Source organism: Streptomyces yangpuensis (assembly GCF_001005295.1).
GTDB classification, from domain to species: domain Bacteria; phylum Actinomycetota; class Actinomycetes; order Streptomycetales; family Streptomycetaceae; genus Streptomyces; species Streptomyces yangpuensis.
Genome location: NZ_LBMK01000002.1, coordinates 1,989,929 through 2,009,283, shown reverse-complemented (window position 1 = coordinate 2,009,283; position 19,355 = coordinate 1,989,929). Strand labels below are relative to the sequence as shown.

General features: G+C 73.4%; 18 protein-coding genes. 12 read left to right on the top strand and 6 right to left on the bottom strand.

Annotated elements, in window-relative coordinates:
• Positions 1-6: 6 nt before the first annotated feature.
• From AAT21_RS14285 to AAT21_RS14270, 4 genes are all read left to right on the top strand, one after another.
• Entirely contained in the window at positions 7-903 is an 897-nt protein-coding gene (locus AAT21_RS14285; RefSeq protein ID WP_235438788.1) for an AraC family transcriptional regulator, read from the top strand.
• The gene (locus AAT21_RS14280; protein WP_046776933.1) at positions 900-1,610 is read left to right on the top strand and encodes a 4'-phosphopantetheinyl transferase family protein; all 711 of its coding nucleotides are present in this window, start codon (positions 900-902) and stop codon (positions 1,608-1,610) included. Before AAT21_RS14285 ends, AAT21_RS14280 begins: the two co-directional genes overlap by 4 nt.
• Before the next feature lie 691 nt (positions 1,611-2,301).
• Complete coding sequence (locus AAT21_RS14275; RefSeq protein ID WP_046776932.1) at positions 2,302-3,873, top strand: S8 family peptidase; 1,572 nt, start codon at positions 2,302-2,304, stop codon at positions 3,871-3,873.
• A 172-nt stretch (positions 3,874-4,045) separates the two neighbouring features.
• On the top strand, positions 4,046-5,095 hold the full coding sequence (locus AAT21_RS14270) for a DUF2804 domain-containing protein (protein ID WP_046776931.1): 1,050 nt from the start codon (positions 4,046-4,048) through the stop codon (positions 5,093-5,095).
• Between the two features lie 245 nt (positions 5,096-5,340).
• On the opposite strand, the gene AAT21_RS14265 is transcribed toward AAT21_RS14270, so the two are convergent.
• The 3 genes from AAT21_RS14265 to AAT21_RS14255 form a co-directional block, all read right to left on the bottom strand.
• Entirely contained in the window at positions 5,341-5,793 is a 453-nt protein-coding gene (locus AAT21_RS14265; RefSeq protein ID WP_079025628.1) for an STAS domain-containing protein, read from the bottom strand.
• Positions 5,790-6,806, bottom strand: a complete 1,017-nt coding sequence (locus AAT21_RS14260; RefSeq protein ID WP_235438855.1) for a cobalamin B12-binding domain-containing protein — start codon at positions 6,804-6,806, stop codon at positions 5,790-5,792. Before AAT21_RS14260 ends, AAT21_RS14265 begins: the two co-directional genes overlap by 4 nt.
• 104 nt (positions 6,807-6,910) lie before the next feature.
• Positions 6,911-8,497, bottom strand: a complete 1,587-nt coding sequence (locus AAT21_RS14255; RefSeq protein ID WP_046776930.1) for a PP2C family protein-serine/threonine phosphatase — start codon at positions 8,495-8,497, stop codon at positions 6,911-6,913.
• 310 nt (positions 8,498-8,807) lie between these two features.
• Here AAT21_RS14255 and AAT21_RS14250 point away from each other — a divergent pair, with 310 nt between their 5' ends.
• Positions 8,808-9,155, top strand: coding sequence for an STAS domain-containing protein (locus AAT21_RS14250; RefSeq protein WP_235438787.1), 348 nt, complete (start codon positions 8,808-8,810; stop codon positions 9,153-9,155).
• Between the two features lie 97 nt (positions 9,156-9,252).
• Complete coding sequence (locus AAT21_RS14245) at positions 9,253-9,630, top strand: ATP-binding protein (protein ID WP_235438786.1); 378 nt, start codon at positions 9,253-9,255, stop codon at positions 9,628-9,630.
• A gap of 61 nt (positions 9,631-9,691) precedes the next feature.
• Here AAT21_RS14245 and AAT21_RS14240 read toward each other — a convergent pair whose 3' ends face one another.
• Positions 9,692-9,955 (bottom strand): hypothetical protein, encoded by a 264-nt coding sequence (locus tag AAT21_RS14240; RefSeq protein WP_046776928.1) that lies wholly within the window; start codon positions 9,953-9,955, stop codon positions 9,692-9,694.
• 302 nt (positions 9,956-10,257) lie between these two features.
• A complete protein-coding gene (locus tag AAT21_RS14235) occupies positions 10,258-10,551 on the bottom strand; it encodes a DUF1905 domain-containing protein (protein ID WP_046776927.1) in 294 nt (97 codons plus the stop codon).
• A 176-nt stretch (positions 10,552-10,727) separates the two neighbouring features.
• Here AAT21_RS14235 and AAT21_RS35540 point away from each other — a divergent pair, with 176 nt between their 5' ends.
• Complete coding sequence (locus AAT21_RS35540; protein WP_167350580.1) at positions 10,728-13,187, top strand: bifunctional serine/threonine-protein kinase/ABC transporter substrate-binding protein; 2,460 nt, start codon at positions 10,728-10,730, stop codon at positions 13,185-13,187.
• A 39-nt stretch (positions 13,188-13,226) separates the two neighbouring features.
• Here the strand turns inward: AAT21_RS35540 and AAT21_RS14225 are convergent, their stop codons facing one another.
• Positions 13,227-13,727 carry a MarR family winged helix-turn-helix transcriptional regulator gene (locus AAT21_RS14225; RefSeq protein WP_046776926.1) on the bottom strand — a complete coding sequence of 167 codons (501 nt, stop codon included), beginning with the start codon at positions 13,725-13,727 and terminating at the stop codon, positions 13,227-13,229.
• 100 nt (positions 13,728-13,827) lie between these two features.
• Here AAT21_RS14225 and AAT21_RS14220 point away from each other — a divergent pair, with 100 nt between their 5' ends.
• The 5 genes from AAT21_RS14220 to AAT21_RS14200 all read left to right on the top strand — a co-directional run bounded on the left by AAT21_RS14220 (position 13,828) and on the right by AAT21_RS14200 (position 19,318).
• A complete protein-coding gene (locus AAT21_RS14220) occupies positions 13,828-15,060 on the top strand; it encodes a PP2C family protein-serine/threonine phosphatase (protein ID WP_235438785.1) in 1,233 nt (410 codons plus the stop codon).
• 109 nt (positions 15,061-15,169) lie between these two features.
• Positions 15,170-15,694: a MarR family winged helix-turn-helix transcriptional regulator gene (locus AAT21_RS14215; RefSeq protein WP_046776925.1), complete on the top strand. Its 525-nt coding sequence runs from the start codon at positions 15,170-15,172 to the stop codon at positions 15,692-15,694.
• A gap of 185 nt (positions 15,695-15,879) precedes the next feature.
• Positions 15,880-17,181 (top strand): PP2C family protein-serine/threonine phosphatase, encoded by a 1,302-nt coding sequence (locus AAT21_RS14210; RefSeq protein ID WP_079025626.1) that lies wholly within the window; start codon positions 15,880-15,882, stop codon positions 17,179-17,181.
• Between the two features lie 104 nt (positions 17,182-17,285).
• Entirely contained in the window at positions 17,286-18,863 is a 1,578-nt protein-coding gene (locus AAT21_RS14205) for a sensor histidine kinase (RefSeq protein WP_046777403.1), read from the top strand.
• Complete coding sequence (locus AAT21_RS14200; RefSeq protein WP_046776924.1) at positions 18,860-19,318, top strand: response regulator; 459 nt, start codon at positions 18,860-18,862, stop codon at positions 19,316-19,318. The genes AAT21_RS14205 and AAT21_RS14200 overlap by 4 nt, the downstream gene beginning before the upstream one ends.
• The last annotated feature ends 37 nt before the right edge of the window (positions 19,319-19,355 follow it).

Here is a 19,355-nt window from a genome sequence, read left to right as displayed (position 1 = left end):
ATCGACATGGCCGAGGTGGCCCGGATCGCCGCAGTGCCGGAGTACCACTTCCGGCGGCTGTTCTCCGCCCTGGCCGGGATGCCCCTCCCCACCTACGTGCGGCGGCGGCGCATGACGCTCGCCGGGGCCGAGGTGCTCGCCGGAGACCTGACGCTGCTCGACATCGCGGTGCGCTACGGGTACGGCTCGGGCGAGGCGTTCGCCCGGGCGTTCCGGTCGGTGCACGGCATCGGTCCGGGCGAGGCCCGCCGTACGGGAGCGGTGCTCACGGCGCAACCGCGGATGTCCTTCCGTGTCGTCGTGGAGGGCAGTACGAGCATGCGCTACCGGATCGTGGAGAAGGAGCCGTTCCGGGTCGTCGGCACGAAGACCACGGTCCCTCTCGTGCACGACGGGGTCAACGCGGCCGCCATGGCACATGTGGAGAGCCTGGACGCACGGACGATCGCACGGATGAAGGAACTCCGCGGTCTCCCGGAGCCGGAGGGGATCCTGTCGGCGTTCGTGTATCTGACCGGCAGTCGGGAGGAGGGCGCCCACGCGGATTACTGGGTCGGTGTCGCGACCCGGCCCGAAGCGACCACCGGCGAACCCGGCGAACCCCACGACCTCGACACCCCCGACACCGCCGACACCCCCGACGCCGCCGACGCCCTCGACGCCCTCGACGTCCCTGCCGGGACCTGGGCGGTCTTCGACCATCACGGTCCCTATCCGAGTGCCGTCCAGGAGCTCTGGCGCGACGTGTTCACCCTGTGGTTCCCCTCCAACCCGTACACGAGCCGGCCGGGTCCGGAGCTGCTGCGGACCCGGCCGGTCCATGTCGGCCCGGCAACCGACTTCCAGCTGTGGATCCCGGTCGAACGGACGCTCCGCCCGTCTCGACTACCCTCAAACGGGTGATCGAGAACCTCCACCAACTCGGCCCCAACCCAGCCGTCCCCGGGCCCGCACCCACCTCCACCACACCCGTCGTCTGGGCCCTCAACACCACCATCACCACCGTCGGCGGCCACGCCGTCACCGACGCACACCACATCCTCGACGCAGAGGAACGCGAACGCGCCGACCGGTTCCGCGACCCCGGCCACCGACACCGCTACACCACCTCCCACCTCGCCCTGCGCACCCTCCTCGGCGCCTACCTCCACCAACCACCCCACACCATCCACCTCACCCGCGAGAACTGCCCCTGCTGCGGCGCACCCCACGGCCGGCCCAACATCCCCGGAAACCCGCTCCACTTCTCCCTCTCCCACAGCGGCGACCACGCCTACATCGCCCTCGCCACCACCCCCGTCGGCATCGACATCGAACAACACCCCACCCCACGAACCGTCACCGACCTCCTCCACACCCTCCACCCCACCGAAACCCAAGAGCTCACCGCCCTCCCCACCAACCGACGACCCACCGCACTCGCCCGCTGCTGGGCCCGCAAGGAAGCCTGCCTCAAAGCCACCGGCACCGGACTCGCGGGCGGCCTCACCCACCCCTACGTCAGCACCCGCCCCCACCCCCCGGCCGTCCCCGGCTACCACCTCACCGACCTCCCCGCCCCCACCCACTACCAAGCCGCACTCGCCACCCTCACCACCACCTCCCTGTGAAACCGCGCCCCGGCGCGACCCTCCCGCTCACGAAAATTTCACAACTCGGCGCCCTGGCACCTCGGTAGGCGATCCCCGGCGGCTCCGTGCCGCTCCCCCGCCTCCCGACCGGGTGCCGGACCCGTCCGCCCAGCGGACTCGGCAGCCGTGATCCGATCCCGTCCCGTACGGCCGGGACGCTCGGCAGGGCGCGTCCGCGTGGCGTGAACCCGTCGCTCCCGCCGGATCTGCGGAGTGCGCTCCTCCGCCAGCCGCGTCCGGGAGGCCGCAGGCAGCGGCCGCTACGAGGCCCGCCGCCACAGGAGGGCTTCCGCGCCGACCCGGGCGGGCGTCACACCCGTCCCCGGCCTGAAACCGAGCCCCGGCACCACCACCGCCGTCCGGGCCGCATCAGCAGTACGGGGACGCGTTCGGCTCGTATACGCCCCTTCGCCCGGCACGCCGGCCGTGCCCGCGTCATGTGCGGCGCGTCTTTGCCGAATCATGGCCGGAGCATGGCAAGGATGTTACGCGCCCGCCGGCCTCTTGTGGGCGGGCCGGGGGTGGGTCAACCTTTCGGAGGCGAAGGCGAGTTGACGGGTTGTCATGTACCGGCCATAGAGCACGCATGGCCGCACATGCCGGCGGTTCGCGTCGGCCGTCGCCTCCGCTCCATCCCCGAAGTGCACCGCCCACAAGGAGGACCCCCCACATGTCCGTGATGCGTCACACCCGCCGGAAGCTCGCCGGCATCAGCGCGACCGCCGTCGTGGCCCTCGCGCTCGGCGCGGCCGCCGCCCTGCCCGCCTCCGCCGCCGACAGCGGCGCGCAGGGCGTCATCGAGAACGCCGGCGCCGCGGGAACCATCTCCGGCAGCTACATCGTGACCCTGAAGGACTCCGCCGCCCGCTCCACCGCGGACAGCGGCAAGGCCGTGGCGAAGCGGTACGGCGCGACGATTGACCGGACCTACAGCTCGGCCCTCAACGGCTACTCCGTGAAGGTCTCCGAGGCGCAGGCCAGGAGGCTCGCCGCCGACCCCGCCGTCCAGTCGGTCGTGCAGGACCGCGTCTTCACCGTGGACGCCACCCAGCCGAACCCGCCGTCCTGGGGCCTGGACCGGATCGACCAGCGGGCCCTGCCGCTGAATCAGAGCTACACCTACCCGGACAAAGCCGGCGAGGGCGTCACCGCGTACATCATCGACACCGGCGTGCGCATCACGCACCAGGACTTCGGCGGCCGTGCCTCCTACGGCTTCGACGCCATCGACAACGACAACACCGCCCAGGACGGTCACGGCCACGGCACGCACGTCGCCGGTACCGTCGCGGGCGGGGCCTACGGCGTGGCCAAGAAGGCCAAGATCGTCGGCGTCCGCGTCCTCGACAACAACGGCTCCGGCACGACCGCCCAGGTCGTCGCGGGCATCGACTGGGTGACCCGCAACGCCGTCAAGCCGGCCGTCGCCAACATGTCGCTCGGCGGCGGCGCCGACTCCGCGCTCGACACGGCCGTCCGCAACTCCATAGCCTCCGGCATCACCTACGGCGTCGCGGCGGGCAACGAGTCCACCAACGCCTCCACCAAGTCCCCGGCCCGCGTCGCCGAGGCCATCACCGTCGGCGCCACCACGAACACCGACGCCAAGGCGAGCTACTCCAACTACGGCAGCGTCCTGGACCTCTTCGCGCCGGGCTCCTCCATCACCTCCGCGTGGGCCACCGGGGACTCCTCCACCAACACCATCTCCGGCACCTCGATGGCCACGCCGCACGTGGTCGGGGCGGCGGCGCTCTACCTGTCGCAGAACACCTCCAGCACCCCGGCGCAGGTCCGTGACGCCCTGGTGGGCGCCGCGACCCCGAACGTGGTGACCAGCCCCGGTACGGGCTCCCCGAACCTGCTGCTCAACGTCGGTGAGGGTGGCACCGTCCCGCCGGGCAAGCGCTTCGAGAACACCGCCGACTACGCGATCAGCGACAACGCGACCGTCGAATCGCCCGTCACCGTCAGCGGGGTCACCGGCAACGCCCCGGCGGCGCTGAGCGTCGCGATCGACATCAAGCACACCTACATCGGTGACCTCAAGGTCGACCTGGTCGCTCCCGACGGCACCCTGTACAACCTGCACAACCGCTCCGGCGGCAGCGCGGACAACATCATCAAGACCGTCACCGTCAACGCCTCCTCCGAGGTCGCCAACGGCGTGTGGAAGCTCCGGGTGAACGACAACGCCAACCTCGACACCGGAAAGATCGACTCCTGGGCGCTGCAGTTCTGATCACAGGGACCTGCCCGCAAGGACCTGCCCGCAGGGATTTGCGCGCAGCGAACGGCGCGTGACGTCTGAGCAGTGATGAACAGGCGGGGGCGACCACAGCGGTCGCCCCCGCCGCACGTCCGCGGACGCGGCCCCCTCGACCACCGCTCGCGCGGCCGCGTAGGGTCCGCGCATGGCCACGTACGAACGTGAGATAATCCGTCCCGTCGGCCTGTGCCTCCCCGACGGCAGGCTCGATCCCGCCGCGATCGGCTGGTCGCGCCGGCCTCTGCACCGCTCGGCCATCCCGGGCTGGGGCCGTACCAAACGGTGGGAGTACTGGTGCGTGACGACGCCGACCCACCTGGTCGCCCTCACCGTCAGCGACCTCGACTACCTGGCGCTGAACTCCGTCTACGTGCTGGAGTTCGGGCCCGGCCGACGGCGGGAGTTCGAGCGGACCGCCATCGTCCCCGGCGGCCGCGGCGTGCGCCTGCCCGACACCATCGCCGGCTCCGCGGGGACGCGGCCCCTCGTGGTGGGGCCCGAGCGGCCCGTCCGCGGCCAGGTCCGCATCAGGATCGCCGAAGAGCCGGGCGGCACGCGGCTGGCGGCGCGCTGCCTCGGGCCCGGCCGGGTACCCGTCGAGGTCGATCTGTTCGCCGCACTGCCCGACGGGCACGAGACCCTTTCGGTGGTCGTCCCGTGGAGCGACCGCCGTTTCCAGTACACCTCCAAGCACACGGCGCGCCCCGCGACGGGCACCGTCACTGTCGGGGCCGACGTCCTGCCGTTCGGGGACGGGGCCTGGGCAGTACTGGACCACGGGCGCGGGCGGTGGCCCCGGCACGTGCGCTGGAACTGGGGTGCCGCTTCCGGCCGTACGGACGGACACACGGTCGGCATCCAGCTCGGCGGCGAGTGGACCCGGGGCACGGGCTCGACGGAGAACGCGCTGTGCGTCGACGGCCGGCTCACCAAGATCGGCACGGAGCTCGACTGGCATTTCGCGCCCGAGGACCCCCTGGCGTCGTGGACCGTCCACGACGGCGGGGCCGGGCAGGTGGACCTGCGGTTCACACCGTTCCACGTACGGCGGGTCCGCACGGACGCCGGGCCGGTCGGCAACCGCACCGACCAGTGCTTCGGCCACTACGCCGGAACCGTCCGCGAGGACGGGGGCCGGCGGATCGCGGTCGACGGCCTGTTGGGCTGGGCGGAGAACGTCCGCATGCGGTGGTAGCGGCCGGTCAGTCGCGGCCGCCCCCCGGCTCCGTCGAGCGCGGTGACGGTTCCGCCGCCGGCGAGGGTGCCCGTCAGGGTCACGGCGCCGGCCGGGCCGGGCCAGGGTGCGGCGAGGGTCCGGTCGGAGCTGTCGGCGCGGACGGCTCCGGTCACCGTGATCCCGGTGACGTGGCGGCTTCCGGCGGCCAGCCGTCGAACGAGTGAATCCTGCGATGGTCACACACCGCGCTCGCCGACGCGGTCTCAGGCACTCGGCTCCGAGCCGCCGGAGGGAGCTGCGGGAAGGCTGTCCTCGGCGGGGCCGCCGCAGGCCGGACCGCCGCACGCGCCGCCGCCGGTGCGGCGCAGGGCCTGAGCGCCCGGGCCCGGTGCCGTGAGGTGGTCCAGGGTGCCGGTGATCTCCAGGATGCGGTCCAACTGCACGGTCCGGCCGTCGAGGTGGAGTCCGGCGCCCGCCGTGTCGGTGCGTCGGCGGACCATCAGCAGGGCGGACAGGCCGCTGGAGTCGACGCTGGTCAGTTTGGCGCAGTCCAGCCGCAGGTCCCGGAGCCCGGGATGCGCGGCGAGCAGCCGGTCGACGGCCTCGACGAGGAGGTCGGCGTGGAGGTGGTCGAGGTCGCCGGTCAGCTCGACGCGCACGGCTTCGTGCGAGGCGGAGTACGTCAGGCCGAGCGGGGTGGAGGGCAGGCTCGTCATTCAGCGGTCCCGGCAGCGGTGAGAGGGGTACGGGTCAGGCGGGCGGCTCCGGCCCGCAGGGTGGCGGTGGCGCGGGGGAAGTCCTCCAGTTCCCGCTGTAGCAGCTCCAGCGCGGGCAGCAGGGAGCCGGCCGGGACTCCGCGGGCGTCCAGGACTCCGGCGGTCCACTGCAGGAAGCCGCAGAAGACGTCCTCGTCACCGGTGTAGAGGGCGGCGGCAAGGAACTCGACGATGTGGGAGAGGTCCTCGGCCGTCCGCTCGCGCTGCGCTTCGGTGTAGGCGCGGACCGCCGGATGGGCGTCCTCCAGTCGTCGCAGCACCTCCCGGACCAGTCGCGGACGGCTGCGGGCGACCAGCGTGTACTCCTGGTCGTCGAGGTGGGGCAGGTCGTCGATGGCCTGGTGGCCGGGCCGGGGCCGCGGGAGCGGGCTGCGGGCCAGCTCGTCGGCGGCGGCGCGCGCGTCGGGGGCCCAGACGTCCGCCCCGAGCAGGCGGGCGTAGCGCCCTCCGGGTCCGAATGCGGCGCCGCCGACCATCACGGGGGTCCCGACGGCCTGGCAGGCGGTGATGGTCGCGTGGGCTGCGGGCAGCCGGGTCGCGAGGGAGCCGGAGAGGGCCACGGCGTCCGGGCCGGTGCGGTGCAGGTGTGCGACCAGGTGCGGGGCGGTCACCTGCGCGCCGAGGTAGTCGACGCGCCAGCCCCGGGTGCGCAGTACCTCGGCCAGGAGCCGGGCGGGCAGGGCGTGCCATTCGCCGTCGACGCAGGCCACCGTGACCCGGCCGCGTGTCGGTGCCGTGCGCGCCGAGGGGTGCAGGGCGACGGCGGCGACGGCGCGGTCGTTGATGGCGGTCGCGGCGTGCTCCTGGGCGACGGTGATGCGGTTCGCCGCCCATTCCCGGCCGACCCGTCCCTGTACGGAGGCGATGACGTCGAGCAGAAGGTCCTCCGCCGCCATGCCGTCGTCCAGTGCGCGGAGCACGGCGCCGACCGTGGCGGCTTCGTCGAAGGCCATCACCGACTCCCACACCTGGGCGCGTAGTTGCTCCGGCGCCGCAACGGGGGCCGCGGCGGGGGCCGCCACCGGTGCGGGTGCCGGCGCCGTGGTGTCGTACGGGCTCACGCGGTGAACCTCCCGCGCGTGTGGCCGTCCACGGCGCTGAGGTGGTTGGTGCGCGGCGCCGAGATCACCACGACGGCCATGTCGTCGTGGCGGCCGGTGCCCACCCACTGGGCGGTGAGCATCTGCACGTGCTCCACCACCGCCTCTGCGGGCATCGCCGCGCACTGCGACAGGGCGCGGCGCAGCCGCTCCTCCCCGAACATCGCACCGCCCATGGGTCCTCCCCGTGCCTCGCTGATGCCGTCGGTGTACAACACGCATGTGTCCCCGGGGGCCAGGGTCACACGGGCCGTCTCCGAGGTGATCTGGGGAAGCGCGCCGACGAGGGTGCCCTTCGTAGGGGCTTCCTCCACCCGGCCGTCGGAGCGCAGGATCAGCGGGGCGGGGTGTCCGGCGCTCGTGAGGCGCAGCCGTACCGTGTTCCCGTCCCGGGCCGCGGAGGCCAGCACCATGGTGGCGAAGCGGGCGTTCTCGGAGTTCAGGAGTGAGGTGTTGAGCAGGCTGAGCATCCGGTGGTGGTCGTCGGCCATCGGCAGGAGCGCATGCAGGGTGTTGCGGATCTTGCCGGTCATCACCGCCGCCTCCAGGCCCTTGCCGCACACGTCTCCGAGGACGACGAGGGAGGGGGCGCCCTCCTCGGCGGCGGGGTGCACGTCGTAGAAGTCGCCGCCGACCCGCTCGTGATCCTTCGAGGGCCGGTAGCCGCCGGCGTACTCGACCCCGGAGACCTGGTGCAGGGAGGGCGGCAGGAGTTCACGCATCAGGGTGTCGGTGATCGAGGCCTGTTCCGCGTAGAGGCGGGCGGCCGACATCGCCGCGCCGGCGCGGGCGGCGAACAGCCGGGCGAACACCTCCTCGCCCTCGGTGAACGCGGCGGCGCCGTCGGCGCGCAGCAGCACCAGGGCGCCCGCGGGGACACCGTGCCCGGGCAGGGGTGTGATGACGATCGACCCCAGGGTGTCGAGGCCGTCGGGCACCAGCCAGGCCGGTGCGGCGGACGGGTCGAGCCACCGGGAGGGGACGGGCGGGAAGCCCTGGAGCGCCTCGGCCAGCCCCGGCACGTCCTCGGGGTCGACGGCGGCGCGGGACACCGACGGGCCGCCGCCGCGGACGCACGTCACGATCGGGAGGTCGCGGCCGTGTGCGGGGGCGATCACCAGGGCCGCGTCGGCGAGGTGGTCGGCGGCCATCTGCGCCGTGACGTCCATGCACCGGTCGAGGTTCAGCGACGAGAGCAGGAGGTTGGAGGAGCGGACCAGGAACTCGGTGCGTTCCCGTTCCGCCCAGAGGGCTTCCCGGGCGAGCCGGTGGTCGGTGTCGTCGAGGAGCCACCACACGACCGTGCCGTCGTCACGAGGTGTCGGGTGCGCCTCGTACGAGCGGTCTCCGACGGGTCCCTGGACGGTGCCGGATCCGGCGGGCGGGCGCTGCGCGGGCAGGGTGGCGGTGTGGCGGGCGTGGGCCGACGCCAGCCAGCCGGGGACCGCGTCCGCCAGCGCCGATCCGGGGCCGGCGTCCGGGAACAGCAGCCCGGCCGCCTCGTTGGCATGGACCACGACGGCGTCGGCGTCGGCGACCAGCACCGGATAGGGGGCCTGACTCCACGACAGGCCCGCGGTGGGCGAGCTCGGTGTCGTCTCGGTGGAAGGAAGCAAACGTTGAAGGCCCGCTGCGCGGACCCCTCACCTCTTCATCGCGTTCATCACGTCGGGTGGGCCTCGGGACAAACAGTTGCCCTCCGGCAACCATCCTCCATGGACCGTGCACCGTGCAACCGGGCCACGGGTGGACACGGTGTCGAGGGCCGGCCCCTGAGGGTGACGGAGGGCCGGTCCGCCGGCCCGTACGGGTATCCGGTCACCGGGGCGCCGCGCCATGTAGGAGGATGTCCCGGTGACCGGAGAGGAAGAGGTCGTCACCACGACCATGGAGCGCGACGCGACCGTCATCAGCCTGCGCGGCGAAGTCGACGAGGAGAACGCGCCCTTCCTGGCCCGTGCTCTGGCGCGGGCCGCGGCGAGCGGTCTGCCGCGGACCGTGGTGGACCTGTCGGGCACCCCGTTCGTGGACTCCTCCGTGTTGCACGCGCTGCTCGACGCACAGCGGGCCCACGCGGCCGCGGGGCCGGTGCTCGTGCTCGCCGGCCCGCTGCACACCGCCGTCCGGCGGCTGTTCGAAGTGACCGGATCCGCACCGGCGTTCCGCATGGCGGACAACCTGGGAACCGCGATGACATGCTGACCGCCGTCCCGCTTCCGCGCACGACCCGTCACGGTATGACTTGTCACGGTATGACTTGTCACGGTACGACCCGTGCAGGCGGGGGCAGGCGATGAACATGAACCCACCTCCACCGTCCGAGGCCCCGCCCGGCTCCGCGGCCGCGGCCCGTGCACGCGTCCGTGAACTGCTGGTCATGGCGGGCGTGAGCCTCGACAGCGTCATCGCGGCGGACGCACTGCTCGTGACGTCGGAGCTGGTCACCAACGCGATCCGGCACGGTGACGGGGTCATCGCCTTCCGGGCCGACATCGCCGGCGACGTCCTGCGGCTGTCCATCGCCGACGCCAACCCGCGCCCGCCCGTCGCGCGTACGGGGACGGTCGACCACCCCGGCGGGTACGGCTGGCCGCTCATCCAGCGCCTGGCGGAGCACGTCGACTGCAGCACCCGCGCCGACGGCAAGACCATCACGACGGCGCTCCGGCTGAGCTGACCCGGCACGGGAAGCTGCCGCCGCGCGGGCCGGCGTCCGCACGTCAGAGGCGGAGGCGGAGTCAGAGGCGGATCGTGCCGGGGAAGGCTCCATGGCCCACACCCGGTGCGGTGATCGCGAGCCGGCCGTGGCCGACGACGCGGGTGCCCGGGCCCACTTCGCCCGGATCCTCGGAAAGGTGCGCGCACGCCTCGCGGGCGCCCGCGGTGCCGGCGTTGGACGGCACGTCGTCGTCGCCGGATCCGGAACCGTCGTTCGCGAGGGTCTCCCAGGGCAGGGGGCCGGACAGCCGCTCCCCCGGCCTCCGCGCGTGACGTCTCCTCATATTTGTTGCCGTCAAGGGTGTTTGGCGGTGGTGTTCCGGGTCAGACGCGTGGCATCGGAAGCGAACGGCTTCCGGTGCGGGCTCGGCCGCACGGCGTCCTCCCCCTGCGCCGTGCGGCAGGCCCGGCTGGACGGCGGGCTGCCGCCGGTCCCGTACGGCACCCGGACACCGCGCGTCCCGGCCGCCTCCCCGCGCCGGAGACCAGCTGTCCGGCGAACCCCCGGCGTCGGCGCTCGTACCGCCGCCCCCGGGCAGCGGGCCACCGGCGGCAGCAGCCCGGCGGGCACCTCCCGCAACCGGCGTCAGCCCGGCAGGACCACGGTCATCTCGACGGTGACCTCGTCCCCCGGTGCCAGTCCCAGCGGTGCTCGGACGGCGCTCTTGAGGGGCAGCAGGTACCCGCCGTCCCTCGGGAACAGCGACGTCCCGAAGGCGACGTCAGCGATGCGGGCCTCGACGGGGACGACGCCCCATCCGTACGTGGCGGCCGAGGCCACCTCCCGGACGTCGGCGGACTGTTCTTCCGGCACCGGGACGAAGAAGAACGGCGCAGGCCCACGCCACTCGATCATTCGGCCGGCGAAGACCATGTGCATGGGGTGTCGCTCCTCGGGGGTCGCGGACCGTTCCGGCGGGGTCGGCCCACCCTATGCGAGGGCATTGCGCTCCTGCCCGAGGGCGTTGCGCACCCCCGCCCGCGCCCGCGTCCCCCAGGCGTGATCAAGCCATACTTTCGGCACCCGATCGGCCCATCAGGACTTACAGTGTGCGCGTGACCGAGCACACCCCCGAACTCATCTCCGGCCGCTACCAGCTGGTCGAGCGCATCGGCCAAGGCGGCATGGGCCGGGTCTGGCGCGGCGTCGACCAGCATCTTTTCGGGCGCGAGGTCACCGTCAAGGAGATCCTCTTCCCGCCCGGCATGGAAGACGAGGACCGTGCCGCGCTGCTGCGGCGGTTCACCGGCGAGGCCCGGGCAGCGGTCACTCTCAGCCACCCGGGGATCATCACCATCCATGACGTCGTGGAGCACCGGGGCGCTCCGGTCATCGTCATGGAGCTGATCCGCGGCGAGTCGCTGGCCGCCGCGATCCGCAGCGGGGGCCGGCTGCCCGTGCGGCGGGTGGCGCAGATCGGCGCCGCCATGCTCGACGCGCTGGCCGAGGCGCACAAGGCGCGTATCGTGCACCGCGACATCAAGCCGGACAACGTGCTCCTGACCAAGGACCGTGTCGTCCTCACGGACTTCGGCATCGCCCACCTCGCGGACGCCACGACCAAGCTCAGCCACAGCGGGATCGTCATCGGCACGCCCCAGTACATGCCCCCGGAGCAGTTGGAGGGCAAGCGCCCCACCGCCGCCAACGACCTGTGGGCGCTCGGCGCCACCCTCTACCACGCCGTCGAGGGGCACCCGCCGTTCGAGGCGGAGGGCCTGCACGCCCTCGCCGTGGCCGTGTTCACCCGTCCTCACCGGCCACCGGTCCATGCCGGCCCGCTGGCACCCGTACTGGACGCGCTCCTCACCAAGGATCCGGCGCTGCGTGCGGGCGCCGCGGAAGCGGCCGAAATGCTCGCAGCGGTGCTGGACTCCACCCCGGCCGTGCCCGTGCCCGAACCGGCCGGCGGCGACGGCCACGGCCACGGCCACGGCGACGAACAGCGGAGCGAGCCCGGGGGCGCTCCGGCGCCCGCCCCCGACCCGCGGACGCCCCACGTACCGGAGCGGGAGCCGGTGGCCGGGGCCGCCTCAGCCACCGAGGCCGCCTCCACCTCCGCCTCCGAGCCCGCACCGTCGACGACGCCCCCGCCGCCACCGACCCCCACGGTCGCGGACGCCGAGGCCTCCGGCGGCGTCCCGCAGCACCCGGTGCCGGACCGGCCGACCCGTCCGACCGTGCCCGCGCCTCCGTCCGAGGCGCCGACGGCGCACCAGACCGCACCGGACCGGGAGCAGGGCGCGGGGCCCGCCGCGGGGCGGCGCAGCCTCACCCGCCGCTCCGTCGTACTCGGCACGGTGCTGGCCACGCTCGCCGCGGGCTCCGTCCTGACCTGGACCCTCACGCAGGGTGATGACGCGCGCCGCAACGGCGGTTCGGCCGGCAGTGGGGCGGTCCCTTCCTCTTCCTCCGTCACCGTGGTGATCGGGGTGGACGCACCGCTCAGCGGCGGCCTGTCCGCGATGGGCACCGGGGTCATGAACTCCGCCGACCTGGCCGTCAGGACCGCCAACGAGACCGGGCACGTGCCCGGCGTGACCTTCGAGATCAAGTCCCTGGACGACGGGGCCGACCCCGCCAAGGGTGCAGCCAACGCCGCCCGGTTCGTGTCCGACGAGAAGGTGCTGGGAGTGGTGGGCCCGCTCAACTCCGGTGTCGCCAAGACCCTGGTGGCGCCGCTCGCCCAGGCGGACCTGGCCGTCGTGTCACCGGGCAACACCGACCCCGTGCTGACGCTCGGCCCCGACTGGGCGGCGGGCACCCGGACCCGCCCGTACTCCACGTACTTCCGCACCCTGGCCACGGACGTCGACCAGGGGCCGTTCGCCGCCCGGTACCTGTACCGCGAGGCGAAGAAGACCAAGCTCTACGTGGTCGACGACGCGAGCGCCCACGGTACGGCCCTCGCCTCCGGGTTCAGGGCCGAGTTCAGCAAGCTCGGTGGAACCGTCGTCGGTACGGAGCAGGTCGATCCGGAGGAACGCGCCTTCGCCGGACTCGCCGAGCGGGCGCGCTCCTCGGGTGCCGACGCCGTCTACTTCGGCGGTTACTACGACACCGCGGCGCAGCTCTCCCAGCAGCTGAAGCAGGCGGGGGTGACCGTCCCCCTGATGGGTGGCGACGGCATCTTCGACCAGCAGTACCTCACGTCGAACCCGAAGGCCGAGGGCGACCTCGCGACCAACATCGGTGTGCCCGCCGCGGATTCGGCGGCGGGGCAGGAGTTCCTCGCCCGGTACCGGAAGGCCGGGTACCCGGAGGAGGCCGGCTGGTATGGTCCGTACGCGTACGACGCGGCCTGGACCCTCATCGAAGCGGTGAAGGCCGTCGCGGCGGCCCACGGCGGCACCCTTCCGGGCAACGCCCGGGCCGAGGTGCCGCGGGCCGTGTCGCGGCTGGCCTTCGACGGGGTCACGGGCCGTGTCGCCTTCGACGGCCACGGGGACACGGTGAACCGGCGGCTGACGGTGTTCGCCGTGCGGGCCGGCAGCTGGGCGACTGCGGCCCGCTGACGCCCACCGGCGACGGCCACCGCTGACGCCCGGGCCGGTTCAGGCCGTCCTGGTGGTGAAGGACTCGGGGGACGGCAGCCGGAGCGGCTTCGCGACCGCCGCGCAGAAGTCGGCGAGCCCCGTCGCCAGAGCGGCCCGGGAGGCTTCCGGCATCGCGGCCATCGCCTCGGCCAGCACCTCCTGCCTGCGGGCGCGCAGCCGTTCGAGATACGTCCGGCCCGTGGGCGTCAGGCGGAGCAGTACCTCCCGGCGGTCGTCGGCCCCGGGGTGCCGTTCGAGGAAGCCGACGGCCTGCAACCGGTCGCAGAGCCGGGTGACGGACGGCGGGGCCGCCTCCAGCAGCCTGCCGAGCTCACGCAGGTTGAGTTGGACGTTCGCCTCGACGAGGAACAGCACCCGGGCCTGTGCGGAGGAGACCGGCGGGGCGCTGGCGGTGTCCCGGCCCCGTTCCCAGACCACCTCCAACAGCTCGATCAGCTCGCTCATCTGCGCCGCCGCCGACACGACGGGCTTCGGGGAGCCGATCGACCGCTGACTCATGTGACACTCCCTACCGGACTACGCGCAGCCCCTCCCCGGCGGACCGGCGGCTTCGTAGTCCCCCATCTTGGCAGTTGCGAGAGAGACAGGTGCGGGGCCGGTGACCGAGGGCGGAAACGGTGGCAAGGTCAGTGGCGGCGGGAAGGCCGTGGGCGGCGGGGGCGTCGAGCGTGTGCTGCGCGGCGCCGCGCCGCACGAACTGTTCGAGGTGGTCCGGGCCATCCTGGCCCGCGAGCACGGAGCGGCCGGCGCCGAACTGCTGATGGCGGACTACGCCTCGGCACGGCTCCAGCCCGTCACGGCGCAGCCCTTCACCACCGATTCCGTGTCGGCGTACAACAGCGCCGAGGGGCGGGCCTTCGGCGCCCAGGAGCCGCATGTGGTCGCCGGGGCGGACGGGGCCGTCGTGCACCTGCCGGTGAGCGTGCGCGGCGACCGGCTGGGGGTCCTGAGCGTCCGCTACCCGGCCGGGGTCCCGGTCGCCGGACGCATCGGCCCGCTGCAGGACGTGGCCGACGCGCTGGCCCACGAGATCCTCGTCGCCGACCGCGACACCGACTTCTTCCTGCAGGCGCGCCGGGCCAAGCGGCTCACCCTGGCCGCCGAGATGCAGTGGCAGCTGCTGCCGGGGCGGTCGTGTTCCCGGCCCGAGTACGACCTCGGGGCCCAACTGGAGCCCGCGTACGCCATCTTCGGCGACAGCTTCGACTGGTCGGCCTCCGCCGACCATCTGACGCTGACCGTCAACAACGGCATGGGCGAGGGCATCGACGCGGCGTTGCTGACGAGTCTCGCCGTCAGCGCCCTGCGCAACGCGCGGCGGGCCGGGCTCGGCCTCGCCGACCAGGCGGCCCTGGCCGACCAGGCCCTCTACGGCCAGTACCAGGGGCGGCTGCACGTGGCGATGCTGCTGCTCCGCTTCGATCTGGACACCGGGGAGGTGGAGGTGATCGACGCCGGGTCGCCCCGGGTCTGGCGGCTGCGCGGCGGGGTCGTGGAGCCGGTCGGTCTGGAGGCGCAGCTGCCGCTCGGCATGTTCGAGGACACCGTCTATACCTGCCAGCGCTTCCGGGTGCTGCCCGGGGACCGGCTGTTCTTCCTCAGCGACGGCGTGTACGACGTGCTCTCCCCCGCCGGGGAGCCGTACGGTCTGCACGCGCTGACCCGGGCGGTCATGAACACGCGGCTGCTGCCTCCCTCGCAGGTGCCGCGGGCGCTGCTGGAGGAGCTGCCGGGGTACCGGGGCGGCGTCGACGCCTCGGACGACGCGATGGTCGTCTGCCTCGACTGGCACGGCCGGACCGGTACGGACGCGGGCGTCGGCGAGCGGTAGCTGCGGGCGGCAGCCGCGAGCGGTCACGGCCGACGGTCACGGCGCGGGGGCACAGCGGCGAGGTCATGGCAGCGGGGCCGACCGCGGCGGACGGTGGCACAGTGGTGGCATGCCCCGTCCCGGCCCCTCCGGCGCGTACGAGGACCCGGCCGCGGCCCTGGCCGCCGCGGCGGAACTCCTCGCGGTGCTGCACGCCAGGGGCCAGGACGGTGTGACACCCGCCGTCTCGCCGTCGCAGCTGCGGGCGCTGCTCGCCGTCGAGGCCGCCGAGGGCGTCAACCTGCGGACCCTGGGCGAGGTGCTCGGCTCCCGTCCGCCCTCGGTCACCCGGCTCTGCGACCGGCTGGAGGCCATGGGGCTGCTGGCCCGCTCGCCCCACCCGTCCCGGCGGCGCGAGGTGGAGGTGCGCCTCACCCCCCAGGGGCGGACCCTGCTCGACGAACGGCGGGCGATCCGGGTGCGCGAGCTGTCGGCCGTGCTCGGGCGGATGGCGCCCGATGCGGTGGAGGCGCTGATGACGGGGCTGGCCGCGTTCCGGGAGGCGGCCGCTGGCCTGTACCCGGCCGGCTCCCCGCCCGCGGCCACGGAGGCCTCCGCCCCGCCGGCGTCGACACAGGTCCCCGACAGCGCCTGACGGCCGCATTCACCCGGCCCCTACCGGTCCGCGGGGGCGGTTCACCGCCACTCCGTCGGCATGGCAGAATCATTGAGTTCGTAAAATATTGCCTGACGGCAAATGATCACTCTAGGCTTGTCCGACGCAACCCGGCGTCCGTCGGGCGTCCGCCGTCCGAGATGAGAAGGGGCAGACGCGACGCCATGGTGAGCATTTCCGGGCTCGGGGCCCAGCGCCCGGCCGCCCGCACGCCGCAGCAGCCGGTGATCCGGCCCCGGCAGGCGTCCTTCGCGGAATCCGGAGAACCGGACGACTCGCTGGCCCTGTGGAACGGCGTACCGCCGTACGTCCTGCTCATCGAGGACGACGAGGGCGACGCCGTGCTCGTCGAGGAACTCGTGGAGGACAGCGGGATCGAGGTCCGTCTCGGCCGCGCCCGCTCCCTCGCCGACGCGCTGCACCTGCTGGAGGCCGAGGCCCCCGAGTGCGTCCTGCTCGACCTGCACCTGCCGGACGCCCAGGGGCTGGAGGGGCTGGAGAAGGTCCTCGCCGTGTCCGCCGAGGCCGCGGTCGTCGTCCTGACGGGCCTGTCGGAGGAGCGGGCGGGGCTGAGCGCCGTCGCGGCCGGGGCCCAGGACTACCTGGTCAAGGGCCGCCTGGAGGCCGACGTCTTCATGCGGGCCATCCGCTACGCGATCCAGCGCAAGCGCACCGAGCTCGCGGCCGCCGCCCTCCAGGCGGGCCGACTGCGCGCCGAGGAGAACGCGCGGCTCGAACGCGGCCTGCTGCCCACCCCGCTGCTGCTCGACGACGTGGCGGACACCGTCACCGTCTGCGCCCGCTACCACCCCGGACGGGCCCAGACGCTGCTCGGCGGCGACTTCTACGATGTCGTCCAGACACCCGACGGGGCCACGCACGCCGTCGTCGGCGACGTCTCGGGCCACGGCCCCAGCGAGGCGGCGCTCGGCGTGTGCCTGCGCGTGGCCTGGCGGTCCTTCGTGATGGCGGGCGCCCGCGGCGCCGAACTGCTCGGCCTCCTGGAGCGGATCCTGCTGGCGGAACGCTCCGGCCCGGAGATCTTCGCCACCCTCGTCTGCCTCACCCGCCCCGCGGGCACCCACGCCGTATCGGTACAGCGCGCCGGGCACCCGGGTTTCCTGATCCGTTCCGCGGCCGGCGTGGAGCTGCGCACCGTCCCCGGAGGACCGGCGCTGGGCATCGTGCCCGGCTGGGGCGCCGGCTGGCCCGTCACCGAGGTGGCCGTGGGGGCGGGCGGCGCCGTGATGCTCTTCACGGACGGCCTGATCGAGGGGCGCGTCGGCCCGGGCTCCGACCGCCTCGACGAGGACGGCCTCCTGGAGATCGCCCGCAAGCACACCGACCTGCCCGCCGAGCCGTTCGTCGACACCCTGATCCAGACGGCGCAGGGCCTCGCCGCGGACTGGGGCGGCCTCGCCGACGACGTCGCCGTCCTCCACCTCGAATGGAACTCCCCCACGTGAACTCCCCCACACCACCTCCCCAGACACCCCGAGGACGGGCCGCGGAGCGCCGAGGGCCGAGCCTCCAGGGCTGGCTGACCACCGTGCTGGTCGTGCTCGCCCTCATGGTCGTCGGCACGGGCGCGCTCGGCGCCGCCCTCCTGTCCCACACCACCACGGCGGGGAACCGGCTCGTCGACCGGATCCTGCCCGCCCAGCGGGACGCCCTGCGGCTGGAGACGGCCCTGCTGGACCAGGAGACCGGGGTCCGCGGCTACCTGCTGGCCGACGAACCCGCGCTGCTGGAACCGTACGAACGGGGGCTGGCCGACGAGATCGCGGCCGCGCAGCGTCTGGCCGTGGTCCTCGACGGCGACGACGACGTGCGCGAGGATCTGGCAGCGGTCCAGGAGGCCGCCCGGACCTGGCGCGAACAGTTCGCGGTGCCGGCCATCGCCTCCGTGGAGAACGGCACCGCCGCACCCTCCCTGCAGGCCGGCAAGGAGCGCTTCGACGAGGTCCGCCGTCGCATCGCCGCCCAGCAGGCCCACCTGGACGGCATACAGGCCGACGCCCGCACCACCTTCGGCGAAGCGCGCTCGCAGCGCGACCACATCCTCCTGGCGATCGTCGTGGCCTTCCTGCTGGCCGGCTCGGCCCTCGCCGCCCTGCTCCACGTGGGCGTGCTGCGGCCCCTCGCGCTGGTGCGGACCGCCTCCCAGCGCGTCGCGGACGGGGCGTTCGAGGAGGAGATCCCCCTGCGCGGCCCCTCCGACCTGCAGGACCTGGCCCGCGCGGTGGAGGCCATGCGGCACCGGACCGTGGCCGACCTGAAGGCCTCACGTCGCAATGCCGAGCGGCTCGACCGCATCGCCGTCGAACTGGACGCGCAGGCCGTGGAGCTGCGCCGCTCCAACGCGGAGCTGGAGCAGTTCGCGTACGTGGCCTCGCACGACCTCCAGGAGCCGCTGCGCAAGGTGGCCTCCTTCTGCCAGCTGCTGGAGAAGCGCTACGGGGACCGGCTGGACGAGCGCGGCGTGCAGTACATCGGCTTCGCCGTCGACGGCGCCAAGCGGATGCAGGTACTCATCAACGACCTGCTGACCTTCTCCCGGGTGGGCCGCGTGCAGGATGCGCGCGAGACCGTCGCGATGGACGGCCCTCTGGACCGGGCGCTGCGCAATCTGGGCACCGCGGTGGAGGAGAGCGGCGCGGAGATCACGCGGCCCGAGCGGCTCCCGGACGTGGTGGGCGACCCGACGCTCCTGACGATGCTGTGGCAGAACCTGGTGGGCAACGCCGTCAAGTTCCGCTCTCCCGACCGTGCTCCGCGCGTCGAGGTGGCCCTGGTGGACGGCCCCGGCGCGGAGCCGGGCTTCCACACGTTCACCGTCACGGACAACGGCATCGGCGTACCCGCCGAGTTCGCCGAGAAGGTCTTCGTCATCTTCCAGCGGCTGCACGGCCGGGAGAGCTATGGCGGCACCGGTATAGGACTCTCGCTCTGCAAGAAGATCGTCGAACACGCGGGCGGGCGCATCCGGATCGACACCGATCACAGCGACGGGACCCGGATCGTCTTCACCCTGCCCGTCGCTGACACCGACGCCGGTGCCGAAGCCGACGCCGACACCGGTGCCGCGGCACCCGTACCCGCACCCGCACCCGCACCCGAACCCACCACCGAAGGAACCGTCCGATGAGCACCCCCGCAGACCGGCCCCAGGCCACCCCCGCCGAAGTCCTGCTGGTCGAGGACGACGCGGGCGACGAGCTGATGACCCGGGAGGCCTTCGAGGACAACAAGATCGGGAACGTGCTGCACGTCGTGCGGGACGGCCTGGAGGCCCTGGACTTCCTGTACCGCCGCGGCGCGCACGCCGACGCCCCCCGCCCCGACCTGATCCTGCTCGACCTGAACCTGCCCAAGTACGACGGACGGCAGGTCCTCGAACGGATCAAGACGGACCCGGACCTGAACCACATCCCCGTGGTCGTGCTCACCACCTCGGCCGCCGAGGAGGACATCCTGCGCAGCTACAAGCTGCACGCCAACGCCTATGTGACCAAGCCGGTGGACCTCGACCAGTTCATCCGGGCGATCCAGCAGATCGACGACTTCTTCGTCACCGTGGTCAAGTTGCCCCGTACGCGGTGAGGGCGGCGGCCGGCCCATCACGGGGCGGTCGGGCGGA

Coding starts and splice junctions, on each gene's coding strand:
- AAT21_RS14245 (WP_235438786.1), top strand. CDS start 9,253: ATGAACCCACCTCCACCGTCCGAGGCCCCGCCCGGCTCCGCGGCCGCG.
- AAT21_RS14265 (WP_079025628.1), bottom strand. CDS start 5,793: ATGACGAGCCTGCCCTCCACCCCGCTCGGCCTGACGTACTCCGCCTCG.
- AAT21_RS14260 (WP_235438855.1), bottom strand. CDS start 6,806: ATGGCCTTCGACGAAGCCGCCACGGTCGGCGCCGTGCTCCGCGCACTG.
- AAT21_RS14205 (WP_046777403.1), top strand. CDS start 17,286: ATGGTCGTCGGCACGGGCGCGCTCGGCGCCGCCCTCCTGTCCCACACC.
- AAT21_RS14225 (WP_046776926.1), bottom strand. CDS start 13,727: ATGAGTCAGCGGTCGATCGGCTCCCCGAAGCCCGTCGTGTCGGCGGCG.
- AAT21_RS14210 (WP_079025626.1), top strand. CDS start 15,880: ATGGTGAGCATTTCCGGGCTCGGGGCCCAGCGCCCGGCCGCCCGCACG.
- AAT21_RS14275 (WP_046776932.1), top strand. CDS start 2,302: ATGTCCGTGATGCGTCACACCCGCCGGAAGCTCGCCGGCATCAGCGCG.
- AAT21_RS14240 (WP_046776928.1), bottom strand. CDS start 9,955: ATGAGGAGACGTCACGCGCGGAGGCCGGGGGAGCGGCTGTCCGGCCCC.
- AAT21_RS14285 (WP_235438788.1), top strand. CDS start 7: ATGGCCGAGGTGGCCCGGATCGCCGCAGTGCCGGAGTACCACTTCCGG.
- AAT21_RS14200 (WP_046776924.1), top strand. CDS start 18,860: ATGAGCACCCCCGCAGACCGGCCCCAGGCCACCCCCGCCGAAGTCCTG.
- AAT21_RS14235 (WP_046776927.1), bottom strand. CDS start 10,551: ATGCACATGGTCTTCGCCGGCCGAATGATCGAGTGGCGTGGGCCTGCG.
- AAT21_RS14270 (WP_046776931.1), top strand. CDS start 4,046: ATGGCCACGTACGAACGTGAGATAATCCGTCCCGTCGGCCTGTGCCTC.
- AAT21_RS14215 (WP_046776925.1), top strand. CDS start 15,170: ATGCCCCGTCCCGGCCCCTCCGGCGCGTACGAGGACCCGGCCGCGGCC.